Genomic DNA, 25,336 nt, shown 5'->3' on the forward strand with positions numbered 1-25,336 from the left:
TGGCCGCTGCGGGGCGGCTCTGCTAAGTCTGGGGCAACAATAACGATAACAGGACGGGGAGCCCGCCTTGGCTGCCATCGATCTTTCCGCCGCCCCCTTCAATCTCGATGACGACGCTATCGCCTGGGTCAACCAGACCCGCGACAAGCTGAGTGCGCGCGACAAGCTGGCCCAGCTCTTCGTGCTGCTCTCGCGCGGCGCGCCCGAGGAAGCGCTGGAGGCCGTGCGCGCCTTCAAGCCCGGCGGCATTACCCGCATCTTCTCGGCCAACCTCGCCGATGAAATCGCGCTGATGCGCCAGATCGACACCGCCGGCCCCGTGCCGATGACAGTGAGCGCCGATCTCGAAGGCAGCCGCATGAGCCTTCCCTTCGGCACCGAAGTGCCCAACCCGCTCGGCCTTGCCGCCGTCGACGACGTGGAGGCGACCACGGCCATTTCGGCCATCATGGCCGAGGAAGCCCGGGCCGTGGGGCTCAACTGGAGCTTTACGCCGGTCATCGACATCAACAAGGCGTTCCAGAGCGCCATTGTCGGCACCCGCTCCTATGGCGACGACGTGGATCGCATCGAGCGGCATGCGCTGGCCCAGATCGCCGCCTTCCAGGGCAAGGGTGTGGCGGCCACCGTGAAACACTGGCCGGGCGAAGGCTTTGACGATCGCGACCAGCACCTCGTGACCACGGTCAATCCGCTGACCTTGGACGAATGGGAAAAGACCTTCGGCCGGCTCTACCGCGCCGCCATCGATGCCGGCGTCCTCAGCATCATGTCGGCCCATATCGCCTTTCCCGCCTTTGTGCGCGAGCTCGATCCCGATGCCGGTGCCGAGGCCTATCGCCCGGCCACCCAGAGCGCTCTTCTCAATCGGACATTGCTGCGCGAGCGGCTGGGCTTCAACGGCCTCATCGTCTCCGACGCGACGCCCATGGCCGGCTTCGGCGATTGGGGTCCGCGCGGCGAGACCATTCCGCAATGCATCATTGCCGGCTGCGACGTCATCCTCTTTTCCGATGACCCGACCGCCGACCTCATGGCGCTGGTCAAGGCCGTCGCCGATGGCCGCCTGACCCAGGAACGCGTCGACGAGGCCGTGACCCGCGTCCTGGCGCTCAAGGCAGCCTTGGGCCTCCACAAGGCGGATCGCCCGGAACCGGCGCTCAACACGGCCGAAGTCATCATGGCGCGCTCGCAGAGCAAGCTGACGGCGGCCTCGGTCACCGCGCGCGTGCCGACCCTGGTCAAGGATGTCGCCAATCTCCTGCCGCTCTCGCCGGCGCGCCACCGCAAGGTGCTGATCTTTTCGACCGGCTCCATCCAGCCTTTCGCACCGGTGCCCCTGCCGCTGTCGCTGCCCGACCTGTTGCGGCAGGAAGGGTTCGAGGTCACCGAATACACGCCCGATCTGCAGGTCAGCGCCAAGGATTTCGATCTCATCCTCTATCTCCTGGCCGAGGAGACGCTGCTGACCCGGCAGCGCATCTTCCTCAACTGGCGGGCGCTGACCGGCAATGTCTTCGGCGCCATGAAGCGCTACTGGCACGATGTGCCCACGCTCATGGTGTCGCTGGGCTATCCCTATTACCTCCACGACGCGCCGCGCGTGCCCACCTATGTCAACGCCTATGGCTCCAACGAGGACATGCAGGCCGCCGTCGTCGAATGCCTCCTCGGCCGCAAGCCGTTCGACGGCAAGAGCCCCATCGACGCCTTCTGCGGCAGCGACCAGGCGAAGTACTGATCTGACTGGATTCCAGTTCGGTCGTCATTGCCCGGCTTGTCCGGGCAATCCATCCTTCCGATCCATCGCATGGACCACCCGGGCAAGCCGGGTGGTGACGACGTGAGGAGATCCAGTTCTCCAATGGGCAAAGGCCTCAGTCGGGCCGCGTGCCGTTCTTCGCCAGCACATCACCGGCCAAATACAGCGACCCGCAGATCAGCACCCTTGCATCGGGCACCTTGGCGGCAGCCTTCAGCGCCGTGGTGATGGAGCGTGTGGCCTTGGCCGCAAAACCCTGCGCGCGGGCCCTGGCGGCGATCTCTTCGGCGCCATGGGCGTTCTGCTCTCCCGGGATCGTCAGCGTAAAAATCTTCGCCGGATGCAGATCCCGGAAAGGCGCCAGGAAATCCTCGGGCGGGCGGGTATTCATCATGCCCATGATCATCACCAGCGGCTTTTTCGGCATAGCGGATATGGTCCGGGCCAGGGCCGCGGCGCCATGCGGATTATGCCCGCCGTCCAGCCAGAGTTCGTGGCCCGGTGGCAGCAGGTCGCGCAGCTTGCCCGTGCGGATCGGCTGCATGCGGGCCGGCCAGGTGACACACCGCAATCCCTCGGCAAATGCCTTTTCGTCCACCGGCAGGTCGAAATGCCGGGCGGCGGCGATGGCGAGGGCGGCGTTTTCAAACTGGTGCGGACCGGGCAGAGCCGGGGGCGGCAGGTCGAGCAAACCCTGTTCATCCTGATACTCCAGGCGCCCATCCCGGCTTGTGCCGTGGAAATCCTCGCCCTGCCAGAGCGGCGCGATGCCGAGCTTGCGCGCCGCCCGATCCAGCACCGCCCGTGCCTCGTCGCGCTGCAGGCCCATCACCGATTTCGCTCCGCGCTTCAGGATTCCGGCCTTGCTGACGGCGATTTCGGCAACGGTATTGCCCAGAAATCCCTGATGATCCAGATCGATAGGGGTAATGACGGTGCCGATCGGATGCTTGACCACATTGGTCGTATCATAGGTCCCGCCCATGCCGGTCTCGAGCAGCAGGAAGTCGGCTTTCGTTTCGGCAAAAAGCTTAAAGGCGGTCACCGTGGTCACCTCGAAAAAGGTGATCGGCGCCCCGCCATTAAGGGCTTCCACCTCTTCAAGCGCCGCATTTAACCTGCGGGTACCAACCAGTTTTCCGGCCAGGCGGATGCGCTCGTTGAAGCGCACGAGGTGCGGGGAATTATAGACATGGACCGACTTGCCCGAGGCCTCGAGAAAGGCCCGCAAATAGGCAATGGTCGACCCCTTGGCATTGGTGCCGGCGACATGGATGGTCGGTGGCAGCCGATCTTGCGGATTGCCCAGCTTTTCCAACAGCGGCAGCATGCGGTCGAGGCTGAGATCGATCAGCTTGGGATGCAGCCTGCTGAGGCGGGCCAGAATGGCGTCGGTGCGGGACATCATCATTTCCCAAGATAGACTCAAACCCGGTTACGCCACCGGCCCGGCTCCTCCCCCTTGACGGGGGAGGTTGGGTGGGGGTGCGTCACGTACACAGCGCTCGCCGATCCCCCACCCAGCTCCGCTAAGCCCCTTTGGGGCAAGCTGCGCTGCCCTCCCCGCACGGGGGAGGGTGAAGAGCTACTTCCTGAGGTCGCCACCCGTGGTCTTGGTCACCGCCGCAACCACTGCCGCCGAGACCTTGTCGATTTCCTCGTCGGTCAGCGTCCGGTCCTTGGGCTGCAGCGTCACTTCGATGGCGACGGACTTCTTGCCCTCGCCCACATGCGCGCCTTCGAACACGTCGAAAATACCAACGTCCTTGATGAGACCCTTGTCGGCGCCGCGGGCGGCCTTGAGGATGGAAGCGGCCGAAACACCACGATCCATGACAAAGGCAAAATCGCGGGATACCGGCTGGAACTGGGAGAGTTCGATGGCCGGCTTGGTGCGCGTCGCCTTCTTGCGCGGCTCGGGCAGCGCGTCGAGATCGATCTCGAAGGCCGCGACCGGCCCCTCGATATCGAGTTCGGCGGCCAGCGCCGGGTGCAGTTCGCCGAACCAGCCCAGCGTCACTTTCGGCCCCAGGGCCACGCGGCCGCCACGGCCCGGATGGCTCCAGGCGGCGGCTTCGGGCAGGACCTGCACCTTTTCGATATCGACGCCGAGGGCATCGAGCACGGCCGCAAGGTCCGCCTTGGCGTCCCAGACGGTGACCGCCTGCGCCTTGCCCGACCAGTGGCGGCCGGCGCCATTGAGCCCCGCCGTTCCGGTGCGCACTCCGGAGGCATAGGTGTGCTGACCTTCCGGCTTGTCGGAAAGGAAGATTTGCCCCACTTCAAACAAAGCGACATCGGCAAAGCCGCGATTGGCATTGCGGCGGGCGCCGGCAATGAGGCCCGGCAGCAGCGAGGGCCGCATGTCGGTCATGTCGGAGGCAATGGCATTGGCCAATTGCCGGTCCTCGGTGCCGCCGCCGAAACGGGTGGCTTCGGCATTGGAAATGAAGCTCCAGGTCACCGCCTCGTCGAGGCCGCGCGCCGCCAGCGCCCGGCGCGCCAGGCGGCGGCGGTTCTGGATCGTCGTCAGCATCAGCGGCGCGACATGGTTGAGGCGCGGCAGCGGCTCCTTGGGCACATTGTCGACGCCGACCATGCGCATGACTTCTTCGACGAGGTCCGCCTTCTGCGTCACGTCAGGACGCCAGCTTGGCACTTTGACGGACCGCGTGGGGCCAGACCCCTCGACGGCAAAGCCGAGGTGACCGAGAATGGCGTCGATCTCGCTCGGCTCGACCGAAAGACCCGTGAGGCGCTTGACCTCGGACAGCGGGAATTCCACGACCGTGTTCGGGAACACGTCCTCGCCGGAAATGGCAGGCTCCATGGCCTCGCCGCCACACAGCTCCAGCACGAGGCGCGTCGCCAGTTCCATGCCGGGTTCCGTAAGAGCCGGGTCGACATTGCGTTCGAGCCGGTAGCGGGCATCCGAGACAATGCCGGTCTTGCGACCGGTCTGGGCGATCAGGTCGGGGTCCCAGCTCGCGCATTCCATGAACACATTGGTGGTTTCGTCGGTCACCCCCGAGCGGATGCCGCCCATGATACCGCCGAGGCAAAGCGGCCCCTTGTCGTCGGCAATGACGGTCATGCTCTGGTCGAGCGTATAGATTTTGTTGTCGAGCGCATCGAAGGCTTCGCCGCGCGCATTGCGCAGCACCATTTCGCCCTCGACCTTGTCGGCGTCATAGGCATGCAGCGGCCGGCCCCAGCCGAGCGAAACGAGGTTGGTGATATCGACCACGGTGTTGATGGGCCGCAGGCCCACGGCGCGCAGGCGCGCCTGCAGCCAGTCGGGCGAGGGGCCATTCTTGATGCCCTTCAGGTAGCGCCCGGCGAACTTGCGGATGGCCTTGGGTTCATCCGCGGAAAACTGATGCGGCAGCGGCGCGATCGGGCTCTTGCCGGTCGAGGCGACGGGCGAAAAGTCGGTCTTTTTCAGCGTGCCGAGGCCGAAGGCGGCTAGATCGCGCGCCACGCCATAGACGCCGGTGGCGTCGCCGCGATTGGGGGTAATGGAAATGTCGAAGACGACGCCATTGATGCCGGCATAGTCGACATACTTTTCACCCACCGGCGCATCTCCCGGCAGCTCGATGATGCCGTCATGGTCTTCGCTGAGTTCGAGTTCGGCGGCCGAGCACAGCATGCCGTTGGACGGCGTGCCGCGAATGACCACGCCGGCCTTTAGTTCAAAATCCTTGCCCGGAATATAGGTGCCGGGAAAGGCGAAGACCGACTTCAAACCCGTGCGGCAATTGGGGGCGCCGCAGACCACGTCGATCATCTCGCCGGTGCCGGCATCGACCTTGCAGACATTGAGGTGGTCGGAATTGGGATGCGGCTCGGCCGAAACCACATGGGCGACGACGAATTTCTCCAGGCGCGCGCCCTGCGATTCGACGCCTTCCACCTCGAGGCCAATCATGGTCAGCGCCTTGCTGATTTCCTCGGCCGAGGCAGTGGTCTCGAGATGTTCCTTGAGCCAATCAAGCGTGAATTTCATGTCTTTAGCCTTTAGCGGAAGTCGCTTTTGCTACCAATGATGGGCGGCAGCTGAGAAGAAAGTTGCAAAAGTTCGACAAGCACATTGGCAAAGCCGCGGGCGTCGTCGATGGCGCGGTGGGTGTGGGGAATATGGCCATAGAATTCGGCCGGCAGCTTGCTCATGCCCCAATCCATATAGGGCGCACCGCGCAGCGTACCCGCCATGGTATAAAGGCAGATGCCGCCGCCACGAAAGATCTGGCGACCCTTGAAGGGGCCGGATAGGGCGCGCGTGCCGGCATAGTCGTCGAGATAATGGTCCATCCAGAGACCATCGAAAATCATCGGCGCTGCCACGAAAACCTTTGGCCCGGCCAGGCTTTCCACCCAGTCCGCAAAGCGCGGCATGACCACGGCCGGGTCTTCCGCGCCGGTCGTCGCCGCCGCCCAGGCCTCGGGCTGGGTCGCCCACCAGGCCATCGTGGTTTCGTTCTGCTTGCGATCGGCGCGCGGCGTCAGCACCGCCTCGAATTCGCCATGGCGGGTACCGTCGGCTTCCACGGCGACCGAGGCAAAGCTCAGCATGGAATTGTGCAGCGGCGTCGGACCATCGCTCTCGATGTCGGTGACGATGAAGATCGGCCGCGCTACCTGGGCATAAAGCGCGCGCCCGGCCGGCAGCACGGTGACCAGACGGAATGTCTCGCAGACGATTTCCATCTCCGGCGCAAAACCGCCATTGCGCGCGAAATAGGCCTCATGCCCCTCGCGCCAGGTGGCGTAGTCGCCCTCGCCTTCGCGATCGGTGAAATCCGGTTCGATCTCGTCGAAGCGCCTGGTTTCGATGGTCAGCGTTTCGATCACGCAGGCCTCTTCACCCGCACCGTTGAGCACGATATCGCGCCGCCCCACCTCGGGCATCGGCTCGCTGCCATGGCCATAGTCGCGCAGCGCCCCACAGGTCGCCGTCTTCTTGCCCGCCAGCACCAGCGCGAGCAGGCGGTCGGCCAGCTCCGGGGAATCCCCGAAGCTGAACCTGATCTGCTCAGTACTGGCCGTGCTGGACGACACCTGCTGCTGCCTCGCCGTGCGTTGGGTTTAGGAAGAAAGCCCGCCAAACAGCGTCGGCAGATCAAGCGGGCGGAAACCGTAATGGTCGAGCCAGCGCTGGTCGGCGTCGAAGAAGGCCCGCAGGTCCGGCATGCCGTATTTGAGCATGGCGATGCGGTCGATGCCGATGCCCCAGGCAAAGCCCTGATAGACATCGGGGTCGAGCCCGGCATTGCGGATGACGTTCGGATGCACCATGCCGCAGCCCAGGATTTCGAGCCAGTCCTTGCCCTCGCCGATCTTCACCTCCGAACCGGAGCGGTCGCATTGCACGTCCACTTCCATCGACGGCTCGGTGAAGGGGAAGAAGCTCGGGCGGAACCTGAGGGTCACGCTCGGCACTTCGAAAAAGGCCTTCAGGAACTCTTCCAGCACCCAGCGCAACTGGCCGATATGGGAGTTCTTGTCGATGACGAGGCCTTCCACCTGGTGGAACATCGGCGTGTGGGTCTGGTCCGAGTCATTGCGATAGGTGCGGCCGGGCATGACCACGCGGATCGGCGGGTCCATGGCCGGGGTGATGTAGCTCGCCGCCGGCTTTTCATTGGTCTTCTGCATGACGCGCACCTGCACCGGCGAGGTGTGGGTGCGCAAAACCTTCTTCACCCCGTCAGGGCCGGGCTTCATGAAGAACGTATCGTGCATTTCGCGTGCCGGATGTCCCTCGGGGAAATTCAGCGCCGTGAAGTTGAAATAGTCGGTTTCGATATCGGGCCCTTCGGCAATGGAGAAACCCATATCCGAGAAGATGGCGGTGATTTCGTCGATGGTCTGGGAAATCGGATGGATACGGCCGCGCGCCGTGGGGGCGGGCTTCAGCGGCAGGGTGACGTCGACCGTTTCGGCCTTGAGGCGAGCCTCGAGCGCGGCGCCCTTCAGTGCCTCGCTGCGCGTTTCGATCAAGGCGGCGACCTCGTTCTTGAGGCCGTTGATGGCGGGGCCCGCGCTCTTGCGGTCCTCGGGCGCCATGGAGCCGAGCGTGGCGAGCAGGGCCGAAACCGAACCCTTCTTGCCCAGGGCCGATACGCGGACCGCGTCCAGCGCTGCCTCGCTGTCCGACGCGGCGATGGCTGTCGACAATTCGCTGCGCAGGATTTCGATCTGTGTTTGCAAGGACATCGTTATTCTCAGCTCGGACAGTGTGGCGCGGTTAGAGCAAACAAAAACGCCCTGCGCCAGCCCTCTCGGGCGGCGCAAGGCGCGATTTTGACCTCAGCGAGGGAGGGGTGAGCTTAGGCGGTGACGCGAGCGTGGGTGACGGAGTCCACGTCTGCGAGATACGCCAGAGCTGCCTTGGCCTTGACGACCAGGGCCGCAAACGCTTCGGGCTGGGTGATCGCGAGATCGGACAGCACCTTGCGGTCGACGGCAACCTCAGCCTTGCTGAGGCCGTCGATAAATCGGTTATAGGTCAGGCCGTGGTCACGGACAGCGGCGTTGATGCGCTGGATCCAGAGCGCGCGGAAGTTGCGCTTCTTGACGCGACGATCGCGATACGCGTACTGGCCGGCCTTTTCGACGGCCTGCTTGGCGATACGGATCGTGGATTTACGACGGCCATAATAGCCCTCGGCGGCCTTCAAGACCTTCTTGTGACGGGCGTGGGCGGTTACGCCTCTCTTTACGCGTGCCATATTTCAGTGTCCTTCCAGCTTAGCGGTTGTACGGCATGTACCACTTCACCAGACCCTCGTCGCCCTTGGAGAGGATCTTGGTGCCGCGGTTGGTGCGGATGTACTTGGCGTTGTGGCTGATCAGGCGGTGGCGCTTGCCGGCAACGCCGGCCTTCACCTTACCCGAGGCGGTGAAGCTGAAACGCTTCTTGGCGCCGGACTTGGTCTTCATCTTGGGCATTTTGCGGGTCCTTATTGGTCTTGATCCGGCTCTCGCGAGCCTTCGCTTTCAAAGACCGCCACGGCATGCCTTTTGGCCGGGCGATCCGGAGATGCGGCTCTATAGGGGTAAATGGGTGGGGTGGCAAGGGGAGTCTGCCCACAGGCGCCACGGCAGTACCGCGATCCCTCAGTGATCGTCACCACCCGGCTTGTCCGGGTGGTCCATGCTTCAGCAAGGTGGACTGCCCGGACAAGCCGGGCAATGACGATGGGGGAGATCTGCCGTGGAAGCTTCACCCCCGCTTCGGCTCATAAACCAGGTTGACGCCCGACCCGCTCTGGCTCTGATGCACAAGTCTCAGATGCACAGGCGCCTCCCCGGTATCGGCGAAGATCTTCACCCCCGCCCCGATCATTACCGGCGCGACCTGCAGGAACACCTGGTCGACAAGCCCGGCCCGCAGCAGCGCCGAGCCCAGCGTCGGCCCGAGGATGACGACCATCCTGCCATCGGCTTTTGCCTTGGCCTGGGCCACGGCGCCCTTAAGATCATTGCCATCGGCCCAGAAATATCGGTCATCATCGGGAAAGGGGCGGCGGGTCACCACATATTCTGGAATGTCGTCGAGCCCATAGGCCTTGGGCAGGTCTTCCCAATGCTGCGAAATGTCATAGCCGCGCCTTCCGCCCAAAGTGCAGCCGACATTGGCCATGACGAAATCCACCAGCGGATTGTCGGCCTCCTCGTCGTCGCCGCCCATCATGAACATGAGGCTGTCATTCACATCGGCGGCATAGCCGTCGAGGCTGATGGCGGTGTGCCAGATCACGCCGTCTTCTCTCAGAATATTGGACTGCATCTGGTGGCTCCTCTCTGCTTGCATGCCCTTGAGACGAACCGGCACGGCCCGGATCGACAGCCCTGGTCAGTCAATGCCGCGTGCAACGTCCAGCATGGGCCCGATATGGTCCTCGAACAACAGGCCCGGCTTGGCCGCGAGCGCTGCGCCATAGGCGGCCTCGGCGGCGATGGAGACATCGAGAAAGCCCTTCAGGCCCGCCACGTCCTCGGCGCCGAGCCCATAATGGCCGGTTTCGAGGCGTCGGAGGATTTCGCGCTTGGAGGCGATCATCCCGGCAGCCACGTCCTTGGAATTGCTCATCGAGCCGTCGCGCTTGATGTAGTCGTGGAGCGGCGTTCCCAGGTGATAGCTCTCCGGCACGGTGCGGTAGAGCTGCAGCAGGAATTCGAGATCGGTCATGTTGCTCATGGTGGGGTCGAACCGGCCGTCGGCGCGCCGCCGGTCCCACACCACCATCGCGTCCATGGAGAGGCTCACCCATTTGTGTTGTCCGGGCGTCAGCGCGGCGTCGGCGCCGTCGCCCACATGGCGCAGGTGGCGAAAATCCTCGGTCATCACATCGAGCGCCGTGGTGACGATGCCATATTGGCCGAGCGCAGCCACAGCCTGTTCGAGCTTGGTGGACTTGAGGCGATCGTCCGCGTCGAGAATGGCGCCAAAGGGCGTCTCGATCTGCTCCAGCGCCACATTGCGCGTCGCCGAGGCCCCCCTTCCGGTGCCGCCACTCGACAGGAACACCTGGCGCGGATCGTTCAGCCCCTGTTCAGCGAGAAAGGCGCCATAGTCGAAACCGTCATCGGCCACGATCCAGTGCTGCCAATCGGCATGGGTCTGTTCGAGGACGCTGCGGACGGTTGCTGCCAGGGTCGATTGCGCCTTGTAGGCGGGCGTGATGACGGCGACGGTCTGGGACATTGCGAGCTCCCCCCTGCTTGAACCTTGGGCCTTGCCGACCCATATCTGGCTCAGTCGGACGATGCCACTCCTATCGGGTCGCCGGCGACCGTTGCTTGACGATCAAGGACGATTCTCGACGATGACGCGTATCTCGGTGTTTTCCGCTCCCTTCCTCCTCGGCTTTGACAGCTTCGAGGAGCGCATCGACCGGCTGGCCCGCTCGGCCGAGGGCTATCCGCCCTACAATATCGAGCGCTCGACCGGTGGCGACGGCGCCGAGCGGTTCATGATCTCGATTGCGGTGGCTGGATTTGCCCGTTCAGACCTCGACGTGAGCGTGGAAGACAATCAGCTGATGGTCCGCGGCCGGCAGGCCGATGACCCCGCAAGGGAGTTCCTGCACCGCGGGATTGCCGCCCGCCAGTTCCAGCGCAGCTTCCTCCTCGCCGACGGCATGGAGGTTAAGGATGCAACTTTGGGGCATGGTATGCTCGTTATTGCTCTCGAGCGCCCCCGCGCGCCCAAGATTGCCCGGCAGATCGACATTCGCTCCTTGTGAGAAGAAGAACAAAGAAAGGGCCGAGAAATGATGGACAACAAGCGTAACACCGAAGACCTGCTCGACGCCGCCAACCCCCTCAAGCACCTGACGCGCGCGCAGTTCGCTGCCCTGGGTGGCGATGCGGTGGCCTATGTGAAGCCGGTTTCCGGCCTGGTGCTGTCGGCGATGATCGATGACGCCGAATTCGACGTCGCCACCCAGTATCAGCTTGTCATGTCGGCCGACGGCACGCCGCTGATGGTGGCCGATACCGCCGAAGCCGTCTCCGAATGGCTGGGCGACCAGAATATCGGGGTCGCGACCCTCCACTGACGGCGTCGCCTTCCCCATGAAAAGACCCCCGCAGCCTGGCTGCGGGGGTCTTGTGTTTCTGGAGCCGATGTCAGGCCGCGTAGGTGGTCCGCACCGGCGCGGTCAGAATGGCGTGGAGCCGGACCGGATCGGTCTCGGCACGCAACTGGTCGGTAATGCTTTCGGTCCGCAAAAGCCGCGCCACGCGCGACAGGGCCTTGAGGTGATCGGCGCCCGCGCCTACAGGAGCCAGCAGCATGACCACGAGGTCGACCGGCTGGTCGTCCACCGCATCGAAATCGATTGGCTGGTCGAGCCGGGCGAACACGGCCGTCACGGATTTGAGGCCCTGCAGCTTGCCATGCGGAATGGCAATGCCATTCCCGAGGCCCGTCGATCCGAGTTCCTCGCGGCCCGTAAGGGTCGCAAGGATCTGATCCTGTGGAAAAGCGGTAAGCTCTGACGCCGTTTTCGCAAGGGTTTCAAAGAGCTGGCTTTTATTGGCTACGCCCGTGCAAGACAGCACGGCGTGCTTTGCCAGAATATCGGCCAATTCCATCAAACTGCCTTAGGATCTACTCGGGTATCGCCCGCGATGTTCATCGCTCAATTGGCGCCCAGGGCCGGATCGATCCAGCCTATATTGCCATCTGCGCGGCGGTAGACCACATTCAGCCCGCCATGTCCAGCATGGCGGAACATCACGACCTGTTGTCCGGAAAAATCGAGCTCCATCACCGCCTCTTCGACGCTCATTTGCCGCAGGCTCTTGGTGGTCTCGGCGATGACGGGGGGTGCATAGTCCTCGTCCAGTTCGTCGACGTCATCGGACGCGCCAAACACGGTATATTGAGCGGTGACGCCATCGACGCCGCTGCCATTGGCGCCCTTGCGGTGCTGCTTGAGCTTGCGATTATAGCGCCGCAGGCGCTTTTCGATATTGAGCGCCATGACTTCATAGGCGCTGGTCGCGTCGCCGGCCTGGGCGCTGGCCTGGAGCGTGGCACCCGAATCGAGATGCACGACGCAGTCAGCGCGATATCCGATGCCATCCGGTGTCAGGGTCAGATGTCCGTCATAGCCGCCATCGAAATATTTCCCGACAACGGAGGCGAAATGGTCCTCCGCCTTGCCCCTGAGGGCATCGCCAACATCCATGTTTTTTCCCGAAACGCGTAGGGTCATGGCTCTTGTTCCTTTCGGTCGTTAAGCGCGACGCGAGAGGTCCACAAAGCCGCTTCCCGGCTTTACGGGACCCGCGTCTGCCGACACATCCTAAATGGGGTGTCGACCAAAAGGATGCTAGACCCGGCCGAGGGAACCTGTCCATGCGCAACTGGCCGCAGGGAGGCGAATATGCGGGTGACAGCCACACGAGCGCCGCATAGGCTTCCCCGGCGCCGATTTGCAGGGTGGCGGTTCAGGCGATGCGGCCTGCCGTTTCAAAGGCCTTCTTCTGCCTGCGTCGAATCACCGAAGAGGGAATATTCATGCCCTCCCGATACTTGGCGACGGTGCGCCGGGCGACGTCTATGCCCTGTTCCTTGCGCAGCATGTCGGCAATGGTGTCATCCGAAAGGATTTCATTGGCCGGCTCGGCATCGATCAACTGCCGGATCCGGTGGCGCACGGCTTCCGCCGAATGCTCGCCTTCGCCGGTCGCCGAGGCGATGGCGGTGGTGAAGAAGTACTTCATCTCGTAAAGGCCGCGCGGCGTGGCCATGTATTTGTTCGAGGTCACCCGGCTGATGGTGGATTCGTGCATGTCGATGGCCTCGGCCACCGTCTTGAGCGTCATCGGCTTCAGATGCGCCACGCCATGGACCAGAAAGCCATCCTGCTGGCGCACGATTTCGGCCGCCACCTTGGTGATGGTCTGGGCGCGCTGGTCGAGGCTCTTGGTCAGCCAGTTGGCGGTGTTGAGGCACTCCGACAGGAAGGTCTTTTCCGCCGTGTCACGGGTCTTCTTGCTCACCGTCGCATAATAGGTGCGGTTCACCAGCACGCGCGGCAGCACGTCGGAATTGAGTTCGATCTGCCAGTCGCCATCGGGACCGGGGCGCACAAAGACATCGGGCACCACGGACTCGACCGGCGAGGCGTCAAAGGCCAGGCCCGGCTTGGGGTCGAGCTGGCGCAGTTCGGCCAGCATGTCGGCAAGGTCTTCGCGATCGCAGCCGACGGCCCGCAGCAGGCCCGGCATGTCATGCGCGGCCAGAAGGTGCAGGTTGGCGATCAGCGCCTGCATCACCGGATCGAGCCGGTCGCGCTCGCGCAGTTGCAGCGACAGGCATTCAGCGACCGTGCGGGCGAAGATGCCCACCGGATCGCAGGTCTGGAGCACGGCGAGCACGGCCTCCACATCGGCCAGCTCTGCGCCGAGCAAGGTGGCCACGGCCTCCGGCTCGACCATCAGATATCCGGCCTCGTTGACCCCGTCGATCAGGTGCTGGGCGATCAGCCGGTCGGCTGCGGTGCGCAGCAGCAGGTGCGCCTGTGCCTCTAGGTGGTCGGAAAGGCGCGGGCGGCTCGCGACATACTGGTCGAGATCGGCGGCCTCGCCCCCCTCGAAGCTGCCATTGCGGTCGGGGCCGCCGGCCTGGACCTGGTCGGTTGGGCCGGCATCGGGAAAGACATTTTCGACGGCCGTGTCATAGCCCTCGGCGATTTCCGCCGCGTCCTTGGTCCGCTCGCCCGAGGCGACCGTGTCCTCATAGGCGCTCATTTCCTGGGGCAGGTGCTGCGGCTCTTCAGCGGCGGCATCGTCGCTGCCACCCTCTTCGCGCTCGAGCAGCGGGTTGCGCAGCAGTTCGGCGTCGACAAAATCGTTGAGTTCGAGATGGCTGAGCTGAAGCAGGCGGATCGACTGCATCAGTTGCGGCGTCAGTGTCAGGCTCTGGCTCTGACGAAACTCCAGCCGTGGCGATAGCGCCATGCGTTAAAGGCCCTTGCAAGCAAACAATTCCGACCGCGTGCGGCCGCTTCCCGCGCGGACCATGACTCAATTCGGTCCGCACGGCAAGTTTCGTGCCAAGTTTGTGGTGGAGCGGGCGGCTAAATGGAAAAGCTGTCGCCCAGATAGACGCGCCTGGCCTCGGGATCGGCGCTGATGGTCTCGGGCTTGCCTTGGATCATCACCTTGCCGCCATGGATGAGGTAAGCGCGATCCACGAGGCCCAGGGTCTCGCGCACCGCATGGTCGGTGATCAGCACGCCGATGCCGCGCCGGGTCAGTTGCCGGACGAGGCCCTTGACCTCGGCCACCGCGATCGGATCGACGCCGGCAAAGGGCTCGTCGAGCAGCATGAAGCCCGGATCCGCGGCCAGGGCCCGGGCAATCTCGACGCGCCGCCGCTCGCCGCCCGACAGGGCCAAGGCCGAGGATTTGGCGATATGGGTGATGGAGAATTCCTCGAGCAGGGCCTCGAGGCGCTGCTGGCGCGCCTGCCGCCCGCGCACGGTATTTTCCAGCACCGCCATGATATTGTCGGTGACGGAGAGGCCGCGGAAGATCGACGGCTCCTGCGGCAGGTAGCCGATGCCCAACTGCCCGCGCTGGAACAGGGGCAGCCGCGTGATCTCCTGCCCGTCGAGCAGGATCTTGCCGGCATCGGGTTTGACGAGGCCCATGATCATGGTGAAGACGGTGGTCTTACCCGCGCCATTGGGGCCGAGCAGCCCGACGGCCTCGCCCCGGCGCACGGCCAGCGATACATCGCGCACGACGACGCGCTTGCCGAAGCTCTTGGCCAGGCTATGGGCCACCAGCCACCCGGTCTGGTCTACGCGCGGACGGGTCTCTGCACTCATTGCGAGGTGAAGACGCCCGTAACGCGTCCGCCGCCGGTGCTGGTAAAGGTCGAGACATTGGTGGCGAGGTTCACCACCAGTTCGGTCGCATTCACCGTGCCGCTGGCATTGGTCACAGTGACATTGCCGGTGAGGCGCAACAACTGGTCGGCCGGCGTATAGACGGCGTGCTCACCGGTGGCGTCCTGGTCCTTGGTCTTGAGGCGGACATTGCCGCCCGTGGCCACGAAGGTCTCGATATCGGTGGTGCCGCCCTCGCCATAGGTGGCGATCACTTCCGGCGCCCAGACCGTAACTGTGGGATGCACCACGATGACGTCGCCGGTGAACACCACTTCGCGCTTGGCGTCATTCATCACCGTCTGGTCGGCGGTGATCTCCACCTGGCTCTGGGCCAGGACCGGCACTGCCGCGACCAGCGCCAGCAGCACGACAAGCGACCTGACGCGCTTCATGGTGTTTGTTCTCCGTTCGCCTCGGTCCCATCCTCGCCCGGGGTCGAGGGCAGGGTGACGACCGATCTGTTGAAAGTCCAGACCAGGCTGGCTGCGTCATAGACCAGGCCTTCGGCCCTGATCGTCGAGCCGTCGGCATAGTCGATGTCCGCGCGCCCCCGCGTGGTCAGGAGCTGGCTGTGCCAATCGAATACGGAATCGGTGAGTTCGCCCATGGTTCCGGTGCTGTCGGCCACCTCGGCCAGGCCCGGCACGATGGTGAGCTGCTGCGTGGTGTCGAGCTGGGCCGCATCGGCTTCCATGGTCAGTTGCACGCCGTCGACGCGGTCGATGACCAGCTTTGCATTGGTCAGGTCGATGAGATCGCTGCGCTCCGCTGTCGCCAGCGCCGTCTCGGCCGATACCCGATAGGTCGAGCCATCGGTGAGGGCCCCGACATATTCGGGCGTCTGGATGCTGACCGCCTCGGGCGTCACGGTGAGCTGGTCGATGCCGAACCGCCCGCCGAGGCTTGCAAGGTAGATTTGCCCCACCAGCCCGACCAGCACCAGCGCCCCGGCCATGGGCACGCCCAGGCGCAGAATGCCGATCGCCCGGTTGCGCCGGGCGAGGCGTCGGTAGATGTGCTGGGTCCCTGCGGGCGACGGCATGGCGCGATCCGGCCTCAGCTATGGGCGAAAATGTCGGTTTCTTCCCAGCCCATCAGGTCAAGTGCGCAGCGCGTCTTGAGGAAATCGAAGCACGACCGGGCCAGTTCGGTGCGGCCTTCGCGCGCCAGCATCCGGTCGAGATGGCGCTTGAGGTCATGGAGGTAGAGCACGTCGGACGCGGCATAATCGAGCTGGGCATCGCTGAGCTTGTCGCCGCCCCAGTCCGAGCTCTGCTGCTGCTTGGAAAGATCGACATTGAGCAGTTCGCGCACCAGGTCCTTGAGGCCATGGCGATCGGTATAGGTGCGCACCAGCTTGGAGGCGATCTTGGTGCAGTAGACCGGGCCGGTGACGACGCCGAAGCGGTTCTGCAGCACCGCCACGTCGAAGCGCGCATAGTGGAAGATCTTGGTAACGCCAGGATCGGAGAGGAGCTTGACCAGGTTCGGCGCTTCGGTGGCGTCCTGCGGGATCTGCACCACGTCGGCGCTGCCGTCGCCGGGCGAGAGCTGCACGACACAGAGCCGGTCGCGATGGGGATGAAGCCCCATGGTCTCGGTATCGATCGCCACTTCGCGGCCATAGTTGGAAAGGTTGGGCAAGTCTCCGCGATGCACTCGGATGGCCATGAATCTGGGTCCTGTTCTCTAACTCCGCCTTCCTTGGCACAGAGCGATGGCCAAGGAAAGGCGTGCCCGAAATCCGTGCCTGCCCAGACGATATAAAGCTTTCCTTATATGCCTGTTGCTTTCCGGCTCCGGACCTGCGAAAACCGGCGTTGAAAGTGTGGGGACGTCTCCACACGCGCACTGCCCGTGCGCCCTCGCCACTCGCAAAGAGGTTTAACGTGGCCCGTTCTTCGTATCTTTTCACCTCGGAATCCGTTTCCGAAGGTCATCCCGACAAGGTCTGCGACCGCATCTCCGACGAAATCGTCGATCTGGTGTTCAAGGAGGCCAAGAAGGCCGGCATGGACCCGGCCCAGGTGCGCATCGCCTGCGAAACCCTGGCCACCACCAATCGCGTCGTCATTGCCGGCGAAGTTCGGGTGCCCGAAACCCTGCTCAAGAAGGGCAAGGACGGCAAGGTGCTGCTCGACGCCGCCGGCGCGCCCCTGGTCAACCCCGCCAAGTTCAAGTCCGCCGCCCGCAAGGCCATCCGCGCCATCGGCTACGAGCAGTCCGGCTTCCACTGGAAGACCTGCCGCATCGACGTGCTGCTGCATGGCCAGTCGGCCGATATCGCCGTGGGCGTTGATGCCGCCGGCAACAAGGATGTCGGCGCCGGCGACCAGGGCATCATGTTCGGCTATGCCAGCCGCGAAACGCCCGAACTGCTGCCCGCCCCGATCTATTATGCCCACAAGATCCTCGAGACCCTGACCACGGCGCGCAAGGCCAATCACGGCCCCGCCGGCAAGCTCGGCCCCGATGCCAAGAGCCAGGTCACGGTGCGCTACGAAGGCGGCAAGCCGGTCGGCGTGACGCAGATCGTGCTCTCGACCCAGCATCTGGACGAGACGCTGACCTCGGCCGATGTGCGCACCATTGTCGAGCCCTATGTGCGCGAAGCCTTGCCCCAAGGCTGGATCGACGACCAGACCGTCTGGCACGTCAACCCGACCGGCAAGTTCGTCGTCGGCGGTCCGGACGGCGATGCCGGCCTCACCGGCCGCAAGATCATCGTCGACACCTATGGCGGCGCGGCTCCCCATGGCGGCGGCGCCTTTTCGGGCAAGGACCCGACCAAGGTCGACCGCTCGGCCGCCTATGCGGCGCGCTACCTCGCCAAGAACGTCGTCGCCGCCGGTCTTGCCGATCGCGCCACCATCCAGCTCTCCTACGCCATCGGCGTGGCCAAGCCGCTCTCGATCTATGTCGACCTCCACGGCACCGGCAAGGTCGACGAAGCCAGGCTCGAAAAGGCCCTGGCCGAGGTGATGGACCTGACCCCGCGCGGCATCCGCACCCATCTCGACCTCAACAAGCCGATCTATGCGAAAACCTCTGCCTATGGCCATTTCGGCCGCAAGGCCGGCCGCGACGGCAGCTTCTCCTGGGAGAAGACCGATCTGGTGAAGGCGCTCAAGGCCGCCGTCGCCTGAGCTGACATTGGACATTGACCGGGGGCCTCTTTTCCGCGAAAGCGGCAGGGAGGCCCCCTCTTTTTCAGATTGCCCATGACCGACCACCAGCTTCCCAAGACCCGCTCCGGCGAGCCGCGCGCCTTTTTCGGCAGGCGTTCGGGCAAGACCTTGCACGAGGGGCAAAAGGCGCAGGTGGCCGAAGTTCTGCCGCAGGTCGAAATCGTCCTCGACGGCGCACTGGACCCCAGGACCCTGTTCTCTGAGGCGAAAAAGCTGGTCATCGAGATCGGCTATGGCGGTGGCGAGCATCTGGCACGCAAGGCAAGCGAAGAGCCCGAGACCGGCTTTATCGGCTGCGAGGTCTTTACCGGCGGCATCGGCAAGATGGTTCAGGCCATCGACGCCAACGGCCTCGGCAATGTGCGCCTTTATACCGACGATGCGCTGAAGCTGCTGATGGCCCTGCCCGATGCGTCGGTAGATGCGGTCTACCTGCTCTATCCCGATCCCTGGCCCAAGAGCCGCCACCACAAGCGGCGCTTTGTCTCGCCCACCACGCTTGACCAGTTGGCGCGGGTGATCCGTCCGGGCGGCATGTTCTACTTCGCTTCCGACATCGAGGACTATGCCAACTGGACGCTGGCCCACATCGTGCGCGAGCCGCGCTTCCGCTTCGAGGCGGAGGCCCCCGGGAGCTGGCACCAGCCCTATCCGGGCTGGCAGCCGACCCGCTATGAGCAGAAGGCGCGGCGCGAGGGACGGATGATCAGCTTCTATTTCGCCTTCGTCCGGGTGTAACGCTCCGGTCACCCTGCCAAACTTTCATCTTCGTCCTCTCTGGACCTTGGCGCCGAATGCCCCATATCGGGTCTTCACGCCTCTCGGAGATGCCCCATGTCTGCCGCCACCCGCCTCGACCCCGACTTGAGTCAGGATATTCTGGTGGTGCGGCCGAGCAAGTGGACGCTGGTCGTGGTGGTGCAGTTGCGCTCGGGAACCATGCGGTTCAACGAGCTCAGGCGCAATATGGGCGGGGTGCCGCAAAAGTCGCTGAGCCAGACACTGCGCGAACTGGAGCGCGATGGCTTCGTCACCCGCACGGCCTATGCGACCATTCCGCCGCGGGTGGATTATGACCTGACCGCGCTGGGGCGCGAACTGCTCGACCTGGCGGATCAGTTTCACCTCTTTGCCCAGCGCAACCGGGAGGCCGTGGTCGAAGCACGGCGCCAGTTCGATGCGCTGGATATCCGTCCGGCCTGACGTCGGGCGGTTCGGGCGCCGCCATGGCTGGCGGCGCCGGGAGCGTCAGCTTACGGCGTGACGATTTCGTAGGTGTCCGGATCGAGATAGATCATGGTCTGGTTGCCATCGGCTCCGGTAACCCAGGCCACGAGGTAGGACGAGCCCCATTCCTGCACCGAGCTGGCATCGATGCCCTTGTCCTTGAGGGCGGTCAGCGCATAGTCGCTGTCGAAATCGGAGTTCGACAGGCCGGTGGTCTCCGTGACCGAAGTGCCCTTCGAGGACGAGGAGTCGGAGTCCGACGAGTAGGATGCGGCCATGGCCGGGGCGGCAAGACCGGCGAGAGCGGCGGTGGCGACGAGGGCGATAACTGTGTTCTTGATCATGGGAGGATGATCCTTTCTGGTTTGAACGAACCGGAAATGGCCACCATCAGGATCGCCCGCAAGCGGCCCAAAACCACTTTTTTGCTCTTGAAATGGCGTCGCGCCATCCGAAGGTTTGATCAAGGAAATCAAGCGCTTCAAACGAAACATGGTATCCTTATGGAAACCGGGTTCCCCTTCGGTAAGCGCCAGTTGCAACCGGCCGGACAGGCTCGCTGTTTCTCATGGAGAGGAGGGCCCAAATGCAGGTCAGCGTCAGAATTCTCGACACCATCCCCGTTACCCACAATGTCCGCCACTATCGCCTGGAGCGCCCCAAGGGCTACGGCTTTTCGCCCGGACAGGCCACGGAAGTGTCCATCGATCGCGATGGCTGGCGGGACCAGAAGCGCCCCTTCACCTTCACCTGCCTGCCCGATGCGGACATGCTGGAATTCACCATCAAGAGCTACTTCGACCATAGCGGGGTCACCAATGAACTCTGGTCGCTGGGCTCAGGGGATCACCTCATCCTCCGCGATGTCTGGGGCACGATCCAGTATAAGGGGCAGGGGACGTTCATTGCCGGTGGCGCCGGGGTCACCCCCTTCATCGCTATTCTGCGGCATCTCAACGCCACGGGCCGGATCGCTGGAAACCGCCTGATTGTTTCCAATCGCACCGAAAAGGACATCATCCTGCTCGAGGAGTTCGAGGCCATGGAGGGACTCGAAGTCATCTGGACCGTCACTGACGATCCGCGGTCAAAGCTCCTGCAGGAACGGATCGACGCCGCTTTTATGCGGAAGCACCTGCCGGACCTCGATGGCAATTTCTACCTCTGCGGTCCCGACGCCATGGTGGCCGACCTGCGCGGCCAGCTCGAAGAGGCTGGCGCCGATGTGGGCAAAGTCACCTGGGAAAAATGAGCCCCATGCTCAGCGGAAGGCCAGCTCGACGCTGTTCGGGCGGCGCTGGACAATAGCGGCATCCCAGGCATTGCCGCTCGACAACAGCTCCAGCGTTATGGCCTCGGGAATATCGGCCGAAGAGGCAACTTGCACTTCCGCGCCCCGCTCCCAAAGCGCGCGCACCGTGCAGTCGATGACCGACTTTCGGTCGTTGAACACCAGTCTGCCTGCCTTGAGCACCCGGCGCCGGTCGATCTTTTCGGCGACGGTGGCCGTGGTCGTGCCACGCCAGGCCATTGTCAGGTTGCGGCCCGCCCGCTTGGCTTCGTAGAGCGCCTCGTCGGCCTTGAGCAGCACGCTCTCGAGATCGTCGCGGCCGGGGTCGAGTGTCGCCACCCCGAAACTGGCCGATACCCTGATCGGTGGACGGCTGCCCGGAAAATCCAGCATCCGGAAGGCGAGGCGCAGCTTTTCGGCCACCGCCATGGCTGCCGGGCCATCGGCATCGGGCAGCACGGCCGCAAATTCCTCCCCGCCCAGCCGGCCAAGCAGGTCGCTCTTGCGCAAGCCGGTCTGGGCCGCCTGGGCAATGGCCTTGAGAACCATGTCGCCACCGGCATGGCCATAGAGGTCGTTGATTCTCTTGAAGTGGTCGATATCGAATGTCAGCACCGACAACTGGCTGCGGTGGCGGCGGGCCAGCGCAACATGCTTGTCCGCTTCGGCCTTGAAGGCCCGCCGCGTCGCAAGGCCCGTCAGTCCGTCGCTGGTGGCCAGCAGCCGCAATTCGAGTTCACTCATCACCACCTGCGCCAGCTCTTCGAGAATGGCGGTTTCGCGGTCCGAAAAATCGCGTGGGCTCCGGTCGATGGCACAGATCGTGCCGATCGTCTGGCCGTCCTCTGTTACCAGCGGCATGCCGGCATAAAAGCGCACGCCATTGGGGGCGGTGACATGCGGATTGGCGCTGAAGCGGGGGTCCAGCGTGGCATCGGGCACGACCAGCGCCCGCGGGGAAAGCAGCGCATGCTGGCAGAAGCTGTCCCGCACCGGTACCTGGCTCAGCGGGGTGCCGAGCGCTGCCTTGTACCATTGGCGATGGGCGTCGATCATGGTGACGAGCGACGTTTCGACGTCGAAGATCAGCCGAACCAGCCGGGCCACCCGGTCGAAGGCCGGCTCGGCCGGCGTATCGAGAATGTCGTACCGCTCCAGCGCCGCCAATCGCTCGATATTGGCCACGGCCTGCTGGGTCTGCGAAACCGCCATTGTGTCCATGGATTGCTTCCCGGCTCTTGCTGTTGCCGCCATCTTCGTCAGGAAAGTGGCGGCAACAGCAAGAGCCGGGTCACCCGAACCCGATATTTTCCCATTCATTGTTTACGAGCCCTTGCCGGGGTGACCCACCCTTGCGCTGGTCGCGATCCGGGTCTATATGAGGCCAACATCGTTGCTCTCATTCGAGAGTGGGTGCCGGAAGGCCCCCGCTCTTTTTGTTTATCAATGGCCATTTCCGCGCCGCGCGGGGAAGGCCCAAGGCGAAGATAGGCATGGCTTTCGACCTCACCGAAAAGCGCTACATCAAGGAAACCGGGCTCGAAGCCCGTATCTCCCGCATTGTCGAGCCGGTGGCCAATGACCTGGGCTTTGCGCTGGTCCGGGTGAAGATCACGCCGGAAAACGGCTGCACCCTGCAGATCATGGCCGAGGATGAGAACGGGCGCTTCACCATCGTGGACTGCGAGGCCCTTTCCAAGGATCTCTCGCCTGTGCTCGACGTCGAAGACCCGATCGACCGCGAATATCACCTGGAAGTGTCCTCGCCCGGCATCGACCGGCCGCTGGTCCGCAAGCGCGACTATGAACGCTTCCTCGGCCACGAGGCCAAGGTCGAGCTGCTCGACATGATCAATGGACGCAAGCGCTTCCGTGGCGACATTGCCGCCGTCGATGACGAGGGCGTCACCATCCGCCTGCCCGATGCTCCGGGCGGCACCGATCCCGATCACAAGCTTGCCTTCGGCACCATTGCCGAAGCCAAGCTCGTGATGACCGACAAGCTCATGGACATGGCTCGCGCCGACCAGGAGCTGCACCCCATCGACGACGACGAGACCGAGACGGTCGAATTTGCCGATGCCGATAATGACGATATCTCTGAGGAGAAGAACTGAAATGGCCGTTAGCGCGAACCGCCTCGAGCTGTTGCAGATTGCCGATTCCGTCGCCCGCGAAAAGAACATCGACCGCATGGTCGTGATCGAGGCGATGCAGGATGCGATGGAAAAGGCCGCCAAGGGCCGCTATGGCGCCGAGACCGAGATCAAGGTCGAGATCAATCCGCGTTCGGGTGAGACCCGCATGTGGCGCCTGCTCGAGATCGTCGACGAGGTCGAAGAGCCCTCCCGCCAGGTCAATCTCAAGTTTGCCCGGACCAAGTCGCCCGAGGCCAAGGTCGGCGACTTCCTGACCGAGCCGCTGCCGCCGATGGAATTCGGCCGCATCGCCGCCCAGTCGGCCAAGCAGGTCATCGTGCAGAAGGTGCGTGACGCCGAGCGCGACCGCATGTTCGAGGAATATACCGGCCGCGTCGGCGAAATCGTCAACGGCACCGTCAAGCGCGTCGAATATGGCAATGTCATCGTCGATCTGGGCCGTGGCGAAGCCATCATCCGCCGCGACGAACTGATCCCGCGTGAAATGTTCCGCTATGGCGATCGCGTCCGCGCCTATATCTACGACGTCCGCCGCGAACAGCGCGGGCCGCAGATTTTCCTCTCGCGCACGCATCCGCAGTTCATGGCAAAACTTTTCATGCAGGAAGTGCCGGAAATCTACGATGGCGTCATCACCATCCGCTCGATCGCCCGTGATCCGGGTTCGCGCGCCAAGATCGCCGTGACCAGCAATGACTCGTCCATCGATCCGGTCGGCGCCTGCGTCGGTATGCGCGGTTCGCGCGTGCAGGCGGTTGTCGCTGAACTGCAGGGCGAAAAGATCGACATCATTCCCTGGACTGACTCGATTGCCGACCTCGTGGTTTCGGCGCTGCAGCCGGCCGACGTCGCCAAGGTCGTGCTCGACGAGCAGGCCGAGCGCATCGAGACCGTGGTGCCCGACGACCAGCTCTCGCTCGCCATCGGCCGCCGCGGCCAGAATGTGCGCCTCGCCAGCCAGCTTATCGGCTGGGATATCGACATCCTGACCGAGCAGGAAGAAAGCGAACGCCGTCAGAAGGAATTCACCGAACGCTCGGCCCTGTTCATGCAGGCCCTTGACGTTGACGAGATGGTTGCCCAGCTATTGGCTTCGGAAGGCTTCTCCTCGGTCGAGGAACTGGCCTATATCGAACCGGCCGAAATCGCCTCGATCGACGGCTTCGACGAAGAGACCGCCGGCGAAATCCAGAACCGCGCCGCCGAATATCTCGCCGAGATCGACGCCAAGTTCGATGCCGAGCGCAAGGCGCTGGGCGTCGAGGACGACCTCTACGAAATCCCGGGCCTCAATGCCGCCATGCTGGTGGCCTTGGGCAAGGAAGACATCAAGTCGGTCGAGGACTTCGCCGGCTGTGCCGCTGACGATCTCGTCGGCTGGACCGAACGCAAGGATGGTGAAACCAAGCGCTTTGACGGCACTTTCAAGGACTTCCCCGTGTCCCGCGAGGAAGCCGAGGACATGATCATGCAGGCCCGCATCCGTGCCGGCTGGATCAGTGCCGATGACCTGCCGGCCGAAGAGGGCGGCGAAGACGGCTATTCCGAGGAGGAGGCGGTCTAAGGACCGCCCCTTTTTGGGAGCACCCGGTCTATGGCCCGGAGCGCTGACATGGTGAGGACCTGTGCCTTGACCCGGACTGAAAAGCCGGTCGAGGCACTGGTGCGTTTCGTGGTCGGGCCGGACGAGGCCATCGTGCCCGATGTCGATGCGCGCGCCGAAGGGCGCGGTGTCTGGATTACCCTCAGCCATGAGGCCGTGGCCGAGGCGGTCCGGAAGAAGGCCTTTGCCCGCAGCCTCAAGGCGCCGGTCACGGTGCCGGAGGACCTGGCGGAGCTGACGCGGATCCGCCTCGAACAGCGGCTGCTGTCGGCCCTGGGCATGGCGCGAAAGGCCGGGCAGTTCACCACCGGCGCCACCAAGGTCAAGTCGGCCCTCCAATCGGGCCAGGTGCTGGCTTTGCTCACGGCGAGCGATGCGGCCGAGGACGGCCGGAACAAGATGCTGGGGACCCTCAAGGCCCTCAACTATGCGCGGCAGGAGGCCGGTTTGACCGGTCCCGACGTGCCGCATTTCGAATCTCTCTCAAGTGAGCAAATGGGTTTGGCACTTGGGCTGGAAAATGTGATACATGCTGCCCTCATGACCGGGGCGGCAGCCCAATCGGCGGTGGAGAAGGCCCGTAGACTGGCCCGATACAACGCCCCAGCGACAGCAGACCACACCGACCGCCTCCCGGCGTCCGGTGTGCTTTTGCCCGCGGAACAGGACGAAAGACGATAGGAAG

Annotated in this window: 26 protein-coding genes and 1 pseudogene; 10 read left to right on the plus strand and 17 right to left on the minus strand. The window is 64.0% G+C overall.

What is annotated here, in order from left to right:
- The first annotated feature begins 67 nt into the window (after positions 1 to 67).
- Complete coding sequence (locus JEQ47_RS13285) at positions 68 to 1,741, plus strand: glycoside hydrolase family 3 protein (RefSeq protein WP_198876926.1); 1,674 nt, start codon at positions 68 to 70, stop codon at positions 1,739 to 1,741.
- 136 nt (positions 1,742 to 1,877) lie between these two features.
- Here the strand turns inward: JEQ47_RS13285 and JEQ47_RS13290 are convergent, their stop codons facing one another.
- From JEQ47_RS13290 to JEQ47_RS13325, 8 genes are all read right to left on the minus strand, one after another.
- The gene (locus JEQ47_RS13290; RefSeq protein WP_198876927.1) at positions 1,878 to 3,167 is read right to left on the minus strand and encodes a bifunctional folylpolyglutamate synthase/dihydrofolate synthase; all 1,290 of its coding nucleotides are present in this window, start codon (positions 3,165 to 3,167) and stop codon (positions 1,878 to 1,880) included.
- A gap of 180 nt (positions 3,168 to 3,347) precedes the next feature.
- A complete protein-coding gene (pheT, locus tag JEQ47_RS13295) occupies positions 3,348 to 5,771 on the minus strand; it encodes a phenylalanine--tRNA ligase subunit beta (RefSeq protein WP_198876928.1) in 2,424 nt (807 codons plus the stop codon).
- Positions 5,772 to 5,782: 11 nt separating this feature from the next.
- Positions 5,783 to 6,823, minus strand: coding sequence for an ASCH domain-containing protein (locus tag JEQ47_RS21075; RefSeq protein ID WP_198876929.1), 1,041 nt, complete (start codon positions 6,821 to 6,823; stop codon positions 5,783 to 5,785).
- Between the two features lie 27 nt (positions 6,824 to 6,850).
- Entirely contained in the window at positions 6,851 to 7,981 is a 1,131-nt protein-coding gene (gene pheS / locus JEQ47_RS13305) for a phenylalanine--tRNA ligase subunit alpha (protein ID WP_198876930.1), read from the minus strand.
- Positions 7,982 to 8,094: 113 nt separating this feature from the next.
- Positions 8,095 to 8,496 (minus strand): 50S ribosomal protein L20, encoded by a 402-nt coding sequence (rplT, locus tag JEQ47_RS13310; protein ID WP_086471467.1) that lies wholly within the window; start codon positions 8,494 to 8,496, stop codon positions 8,095 to 8,097.
- A 19-nt stretch (positions 8,497 to 8,515) separates the two neighbouring features.
- Positions 8,516 to 8,716 carry a 50S ribosomal protein L35 gene (gene rpmI / locus JEQ47_RS13315; protein ID WP_035084480.1) on the minus strand — a complete coding sequence of 67 codons (201 nt, stop codon included), beginning with the start codon at positions 8,714 to 8,716 and terminating at the stop codon, positions 8,516 to 8,518.
- Positions 8,717 to 8,990: 274 nt separating this feature from the next.
- Positions 8,991 to 9,557, minus strand: a complete 567-nt coding sequence (locus JEQ47_RS13320; RefSeq protein WP_198876931.1) for a dihydrofolate reductase family protein — start codon at positions 9,555 to 9,557, stop codon at positions 8,991 to 8,993.
- A gap of 66 nt (positions 9,558 to 9,623) precedes the next feature.
- Positions 9,624 to 10,475, minus strand: a complete 852-nt coding sequence (locus JEQ47_RS13325; RefSeq protein WP_198876932.1) for a glycosyltransferase family 2 protein — start codon at positions 10,473 to 10,475, stop codon at positions 9,624 to 9,626.
- A gap of 121 nt (positions 10,476 to 10,596) precedes the next feature.
- Between JEQ47_RS13325 and JEQ47_RS13330 the strand changes: the two genes are divergently transcribed.
- Together JEQ47_RS13330 and JEQ47_RS13335 are read left to right on the plus strand one after the other, a co-directional pair.
- Positions 10,597 to 11,016: an Hsp20 family protein gene (locus JEQ47_RS13330; RefSeq protein ID WP_198876933.1), complete on the plus strand. Its 420-nt coding sequence runs from the start codon at positions 10,597 to 10,599 to the stop codon at positions 11,014 to 11,016.
- A 27-nt stretch (positions 11,017 to 11,043) separates the two neighbouring features.
- Positions 11,044 to 11,331 carry a DUF1150 family protein gene (locus tag JEQ47_RS13335; RefSeq protein ID WP_198876934.1) on the plus strand — a complete coding sequence of 96 codons (288 nt, stop codon included), beginning with the start codon at positions 11,044 to 11,046 and terminating at the stop codon, positions 11,329 to 11,331.
- A gap of 70 nt (positions 11,332 to 11,401) precedes the next feature.
- Here JEQ47_RS13335 and JEQ47_RS13340 read toward each other — a convergent pair whose 3' ends face one another.
- The 7 genes and pseudogenes from JEQ47_RS13340 to JEQ47_RS13370 form a co-directional block, all read right to left on the minus strand.
- Complete coding sequence (locus JEQ47_RS13340; RefSeq protein WP_198876935.1) at positions 11,402 to 11,869, minus strand: PTS sugar transporter subunit IIA; 468 nt, start codon at positions 11,867 to 11,869, stop codon at positions 11,402 to 11,404.
- Between the two features lie 47 nt (positions 11,870 to 11,916).
- Entirely contained in the window at positions 11,917 to 12,495 is a 579-nt protein-coding gene (gene hpf, locus JEQ47_RS13345) for a ribosome hibernation-promoting factor, HPF/YfiA family (RefSeq protein WP_198876936.1), read from the minus strand.
- A gap of 235 nt (positions 12,496 to 12,730) precedes the next feature.
- On the minus strand, positions 12,731 to 14,245 hold the full coding sequence (gene rpoN / locus JEQ47_RS13350; RefSeq protein ID WP_198876937.1) for an RNA polymerase factor sigma-54: 1,515 nt from the start codon (positions 14,243 to 14,245) through the stop codon (positions 12,731 to 12,733).
- A 119-nt stretch (positions 14,246 to 14,364) separates the two neighbouring features.
- Positions 14,365 to 15,084, minus strand: a pseudogene (gene lptB, locus JEQ47_RS13355) (LPS export ABC transporter ATP-binding protein); the annotation flags it as partial.
- Between the two features lie 32 nt (positions 15,085 to 15,116).
- Positions 15,117 to 15,575 carry an LptA/OstA family protein gene (locus JEQ47_RS13360; protein ID WP_198876939.1) on the minus strand — a complete coding sequence of 153 codons (459 nt, stop codon included), beginning with the start codon at positions 15,573 to 15,575 and terminating at the stop codon, positions 15,117 to 15,119.
- Positions 15,572 to 16,225, minus strand: a complete 654-nt coding sequence (locus JEQ47_RS13365; protein WP_198876940.1) for a hypothetical protein — start codon at positions 16,223 to 16,225, stop codon at positions 15,572 to 15,574. The genes JEQ47_RS13360 and JEQ47_RS13365 overlap by 4 nt, the downstream gene beginning before the upstream one ends.
- A 14-nt stretch (positions 16,226 to 16,239) precedes the next feature.
- Positions 16,240 to 16,854 (minus strand): ribonuclease D, encoded by a 615-nt coding sequence (locus JEQ47_RS13370; RefSeq protein WP_198876941.1) that lies wholly within the window; start codon positions 16,852 to 16,854, stop codon positions 16,240 to 16,242.
- A gap of 218 nt (positions 16,855 to 17,072) precedes the next feature.
- Between JEQ47_RS13370 and metK the strand changes: the two genes are divergently transcribed.
- The 3 genes from metK (at position 17,073) to JEQ47_RS13385 (ending at position 19,574) form a co-directional block, all read left to right on the plus strand.
- Positions 17,073 to 18,329, plus strand: coding sequence for a methionine adenosyltransferase (gene metK / locus JEQ47_RS13375; protein ID WP_198876942.1), 1,257 nt, complete (start codon positions 17,073 to 17,075; stop codon positions 18,327 to 18,329).
- Between the two features lie 75 nt (positions 18,330 to 18,404).
- Entirely contained in the window at positions 18,405 to 19,109 is a 705-nt protein-coding gene (trmB, locus tag JEQ47_RS13380; RefSeq protein ID WP_198876943.1) for a tRNA (guanosine(46)-N7)-methyltransferase TrmB, read from the plus strand.
- 96 nt (positions 19,110 to 19,205) lie between these two features.
- A complete protein-coding gene (locus tag JEQ47_RS13385) occupies positions 19,206 to 19,574 on the plus strand; it encodes a winged helix-turn-helix transcriptional regulator (protein WP_198876944.1) in 369 nt (122 codons plus the stop codon).
- A 50-nt stretch (positions 19,575 to 19,624) separates the two neighbouring features.
- Here the strand turns inward: JEQ47_RS13385 and JEQ47_RS13390 are convergent, their stop codons facing one another.
- Complete coding sequence (locus JEQ47_RS13390) at positions 19,625 to 19,942, minus strand: hypothetical protein (protein WP_198876945.1); 318 nt, start codon at positions 19,940 to 19,942, stop codon at positions 19,625 to 19,627.
- A gap of 242 nt (positions 19,943 to 20,184) precedes the next feature.
- Between JEQ47_RS13390 and JEQ47_RS13395 the strand changes: the two genes are divergently transcribed.
- Positions 20,185 to 20,850 (plus strand): ferredoxin reductase domain-containing protein, encoded by a 666-nt coding sequence (locus tag JEQ47_RS13395; protein WP_198876946.1) that lies wholly within the window; start codon positions 20,185 to 20,187, stop codon positions 20,848 to 20,850.
- 9 nt (positions 20,851 to 20,859) lie between these two features.
- Here JEQ47_RS13395 and JEQ47_RS13400 read toward each other — a convergent pair whose 3' ends face one another.
- Positions 20,860 to 22,110 carry a GGDEF domain-containing protein gene (locus JEQ47_RS13400; protein WP_198876947.1) on the minus strand — a complete coding sequence of 417 codons (1,251 nt, stop codon included), beginning with the start codon at positions 22,108 to 22,110 and terminating at the stop codon, positions 20,860 to 20,862.
- 272 nt (positions 22,111 to 22,382) lie between these two features.
- Between JEQ47_RS13400 and rimP the strand changes: the two genes are divergently transcribed.
- Genes rimP through JEQ47_RS13415 form a run of 3 tightly spaced genes read left to right on the plus strand, consistent with a single transcriptional unit; the run spans position 22,383 to position 25,332 of the window.
- Positions 22,383 to 23,006: a ribosome maturation factor RimP gene (gene rimP, locus JEQ47_RS13405; protein WP_198876948.1), complete on the plus strand. Its 624-nt coding sequence runs from the start codon at positions 22,383 to 22,385 to the stop codon at positions 23,004 to 23,006.
- A gap of 1 nt (position 23,007) precedes the next feature.
- The gene (gene nusA, locus JEQ47_RS13410; RefSeq protein WP_198876949.1) at positions 23,008 to 24,612 is read left to right on the plus strand and encodes a transcription termination factor NusA; all 1,605 of its coding nucleotides are present in this window, start codon (positions 23,008 to 23,010) and stop codon (positions 24,610 to 24,612) included.
- Positions 24,613 to 24,660: 48 nt separating this feature from the next.
- Positions 24,661 to 25,332 carry an RNA-binding protein gene (locus tag JEQ47_RS13415; protein ID WP_268905766.1) on the plus strand — a complete coding sequence of 224 codons (672 nt, stop codon included), beginning with the start codon at positions 24,661 to 24,663 and terminating at the stop codon, positions 25,330 to 25,332.
- The last annotated feature ends 4 nt before the right edge of the window (positions 25,333 to 25,336 follow it).

This window comes from Devosia sediminis (assembly GCF_016411825.1).
In the GTDB taxonomy this organism is placed as follows: Bacteria; Pseudomonadota; Alphaproteobacteria; order Rhizobiales; family Devosiaceae; genus Devosia; species Devosia sediminis.

Bases quoted from the DNA above. Each gene is read 5' to 3' on its own strand.
- JEQ47_RS13290 (WP_198876927.1), bottom strand. From the start codon at position 3,167: ATGTCCCGCACCGACGCCATTCTGGCCCGCCTCAGCAGGCTGCATCCC.
- pheT (WP_198876928.1), bottom strand. From the start codon at position 5,771: ATGAAATTCACGCTTGATTGGCTCAAGGAACATCTCGAGACCACTGCC.
- pheS (WP_198876930.1), bottom strand. From the start codon at position 7,981: ATGTCCTTGCAAACACAGATCGAAATCCTGCGCAGCGAATTGTCGACA.
- rplT (WP_086471467.1), bottom strand. From the start codon at position 8,496: ATGGCACGCGTAAAGAGAGGCGTAACCGCCCACGCCCGTCACAAGAAG.
- rpmI (WP_035084480.1), bottom strand. From the start codon at position 8,716: ATGCCCAAGATGAAGACCAAGTCCGGCGCCAAGAAGCGTTTCAGCTTC.
- JEQ47_RS13320 (WP_198876931.1), bottom strand. From the start codon at position 9,557: ATGCAGTCCAATATTCTGAGAGAAGACGGCGTGATCTGGCACACCGCC.
- JEQ47_RS13325 (WP_198876932.1), bottom strand. From the start codon at position 10,475: ATGTCCCAGACCGTCGCCGTCATCACGCCCGCCTACAAGGCGCAATCG.
- JEQ47_RS13330 (WP_198876933.1), top strand. From the start codon at position 10,597: ATGACGCGTATCTCGGTGTTTTCCGCTCCCTTCCTCCTCGGCTTTGAC.
- JEQ47_RS13335 (WP_198876934.1), top strand. From the start codon at position 11,044: ATGATGGACAACAAGCGTAACACCGAAGACCTGCTCGACGCCGCCAAC.
- JEQ47_RS13340 (WP_198876935.1), bottom strand. From the start codon at position 11,869: ATGGAATTGGCCGATATTCTGGCAAAGCACGCCGTGCTGTCTTGCACG.
- hpf (WP_198876936.1), bottom strand. From the start codon at position 12,495: ATGACCCTACGCGTTTCGGGAAAAAACATGGATGTTGGCGATGCCCTC.
- rpoN (WP_198876937.1), bottom strand. From the start codon at position 14,245: ATGGCGCTATCGCCACGGCTGGAGTTTCGTCAGAGCCAGAGCCTGACA.
- JEQ47_RS13360 (WP_198876939.1), bottom strand. From the start codon at position 15,575: ATGAAGCGCGTCAGGTCGCTTGTCGTGCTGCTGGCGCTGGTCGCGGCA.
- JEQ47_RS13365 (WP_198876940.1), bottom strand. From the start codon at position 16,225: ATGCCGTCGCCCGCAGGGACCCAGCACATCTACCGACGCCTCGCCCGG.
- JEQ47_RS13370 (WP_198876941.1), bottom strand. From the start codon at position 16,854: ATGGCCATCCGAGTGCATCGCGGAGACTTGCCCAACCTTTCCAACTAT.
- trmB (WP_198876943.1), top strand. From the start codon at position 18,405: ATGACCGACCACCAGCTTCCCAAGACCCGCTCCGGCGAGCCGCGCGCC.
- JEQ47_RS13385 (WP_198876944.1), top strand. From the start codon at position 19,206: ATGTCTGCCGCCACCCGCCTCGACCCCGACTTGAGTCAGGATATTCTG.
- JEQ47_RS13390 (WP_198876945.1), bottom strand. From the start codon at position 19,942: ATGATCAAGAACACAGTTATCGCCCTCGTCGCCACCGCCGCTCTCGCC.
- JEQ47_RS13395 (WP_198876946.1), top strand. From the start codon at position 20,185: ATGCAGGTCAGCGTCAGAATTCTCGACACCATCCCCGTTACCCACAAT.
- JEQ47_RS13400 (WP_198876947.1), bottom strand. From the start codon at position 22,110: ATGGACACAATGGCGGTTTCGCAGACCCAGCAGGCCGTGGCCAATATC.
- rimP (WP_198876948.1), top strand. From the start codon at position 22,383: ATGGCTTTCGACCTCACCGAAAAGCGCTACATCAAGGAAACCGGGCTC.
- nusA (WP_198876949.1), top strand. From the start codon at position 23,008: ATGGCCGTTAGCGCGAACCGCCTCGAGCTGTTGCAGATTGCCGATTCC.
- JEQ47_RS13415 (WP_268905766.1), top strand. From the start codon at position 24,661: ATGGTGAGGACCTGTGCCTTGACCCGGACTGAAAAGCCGGTCGAGGCA.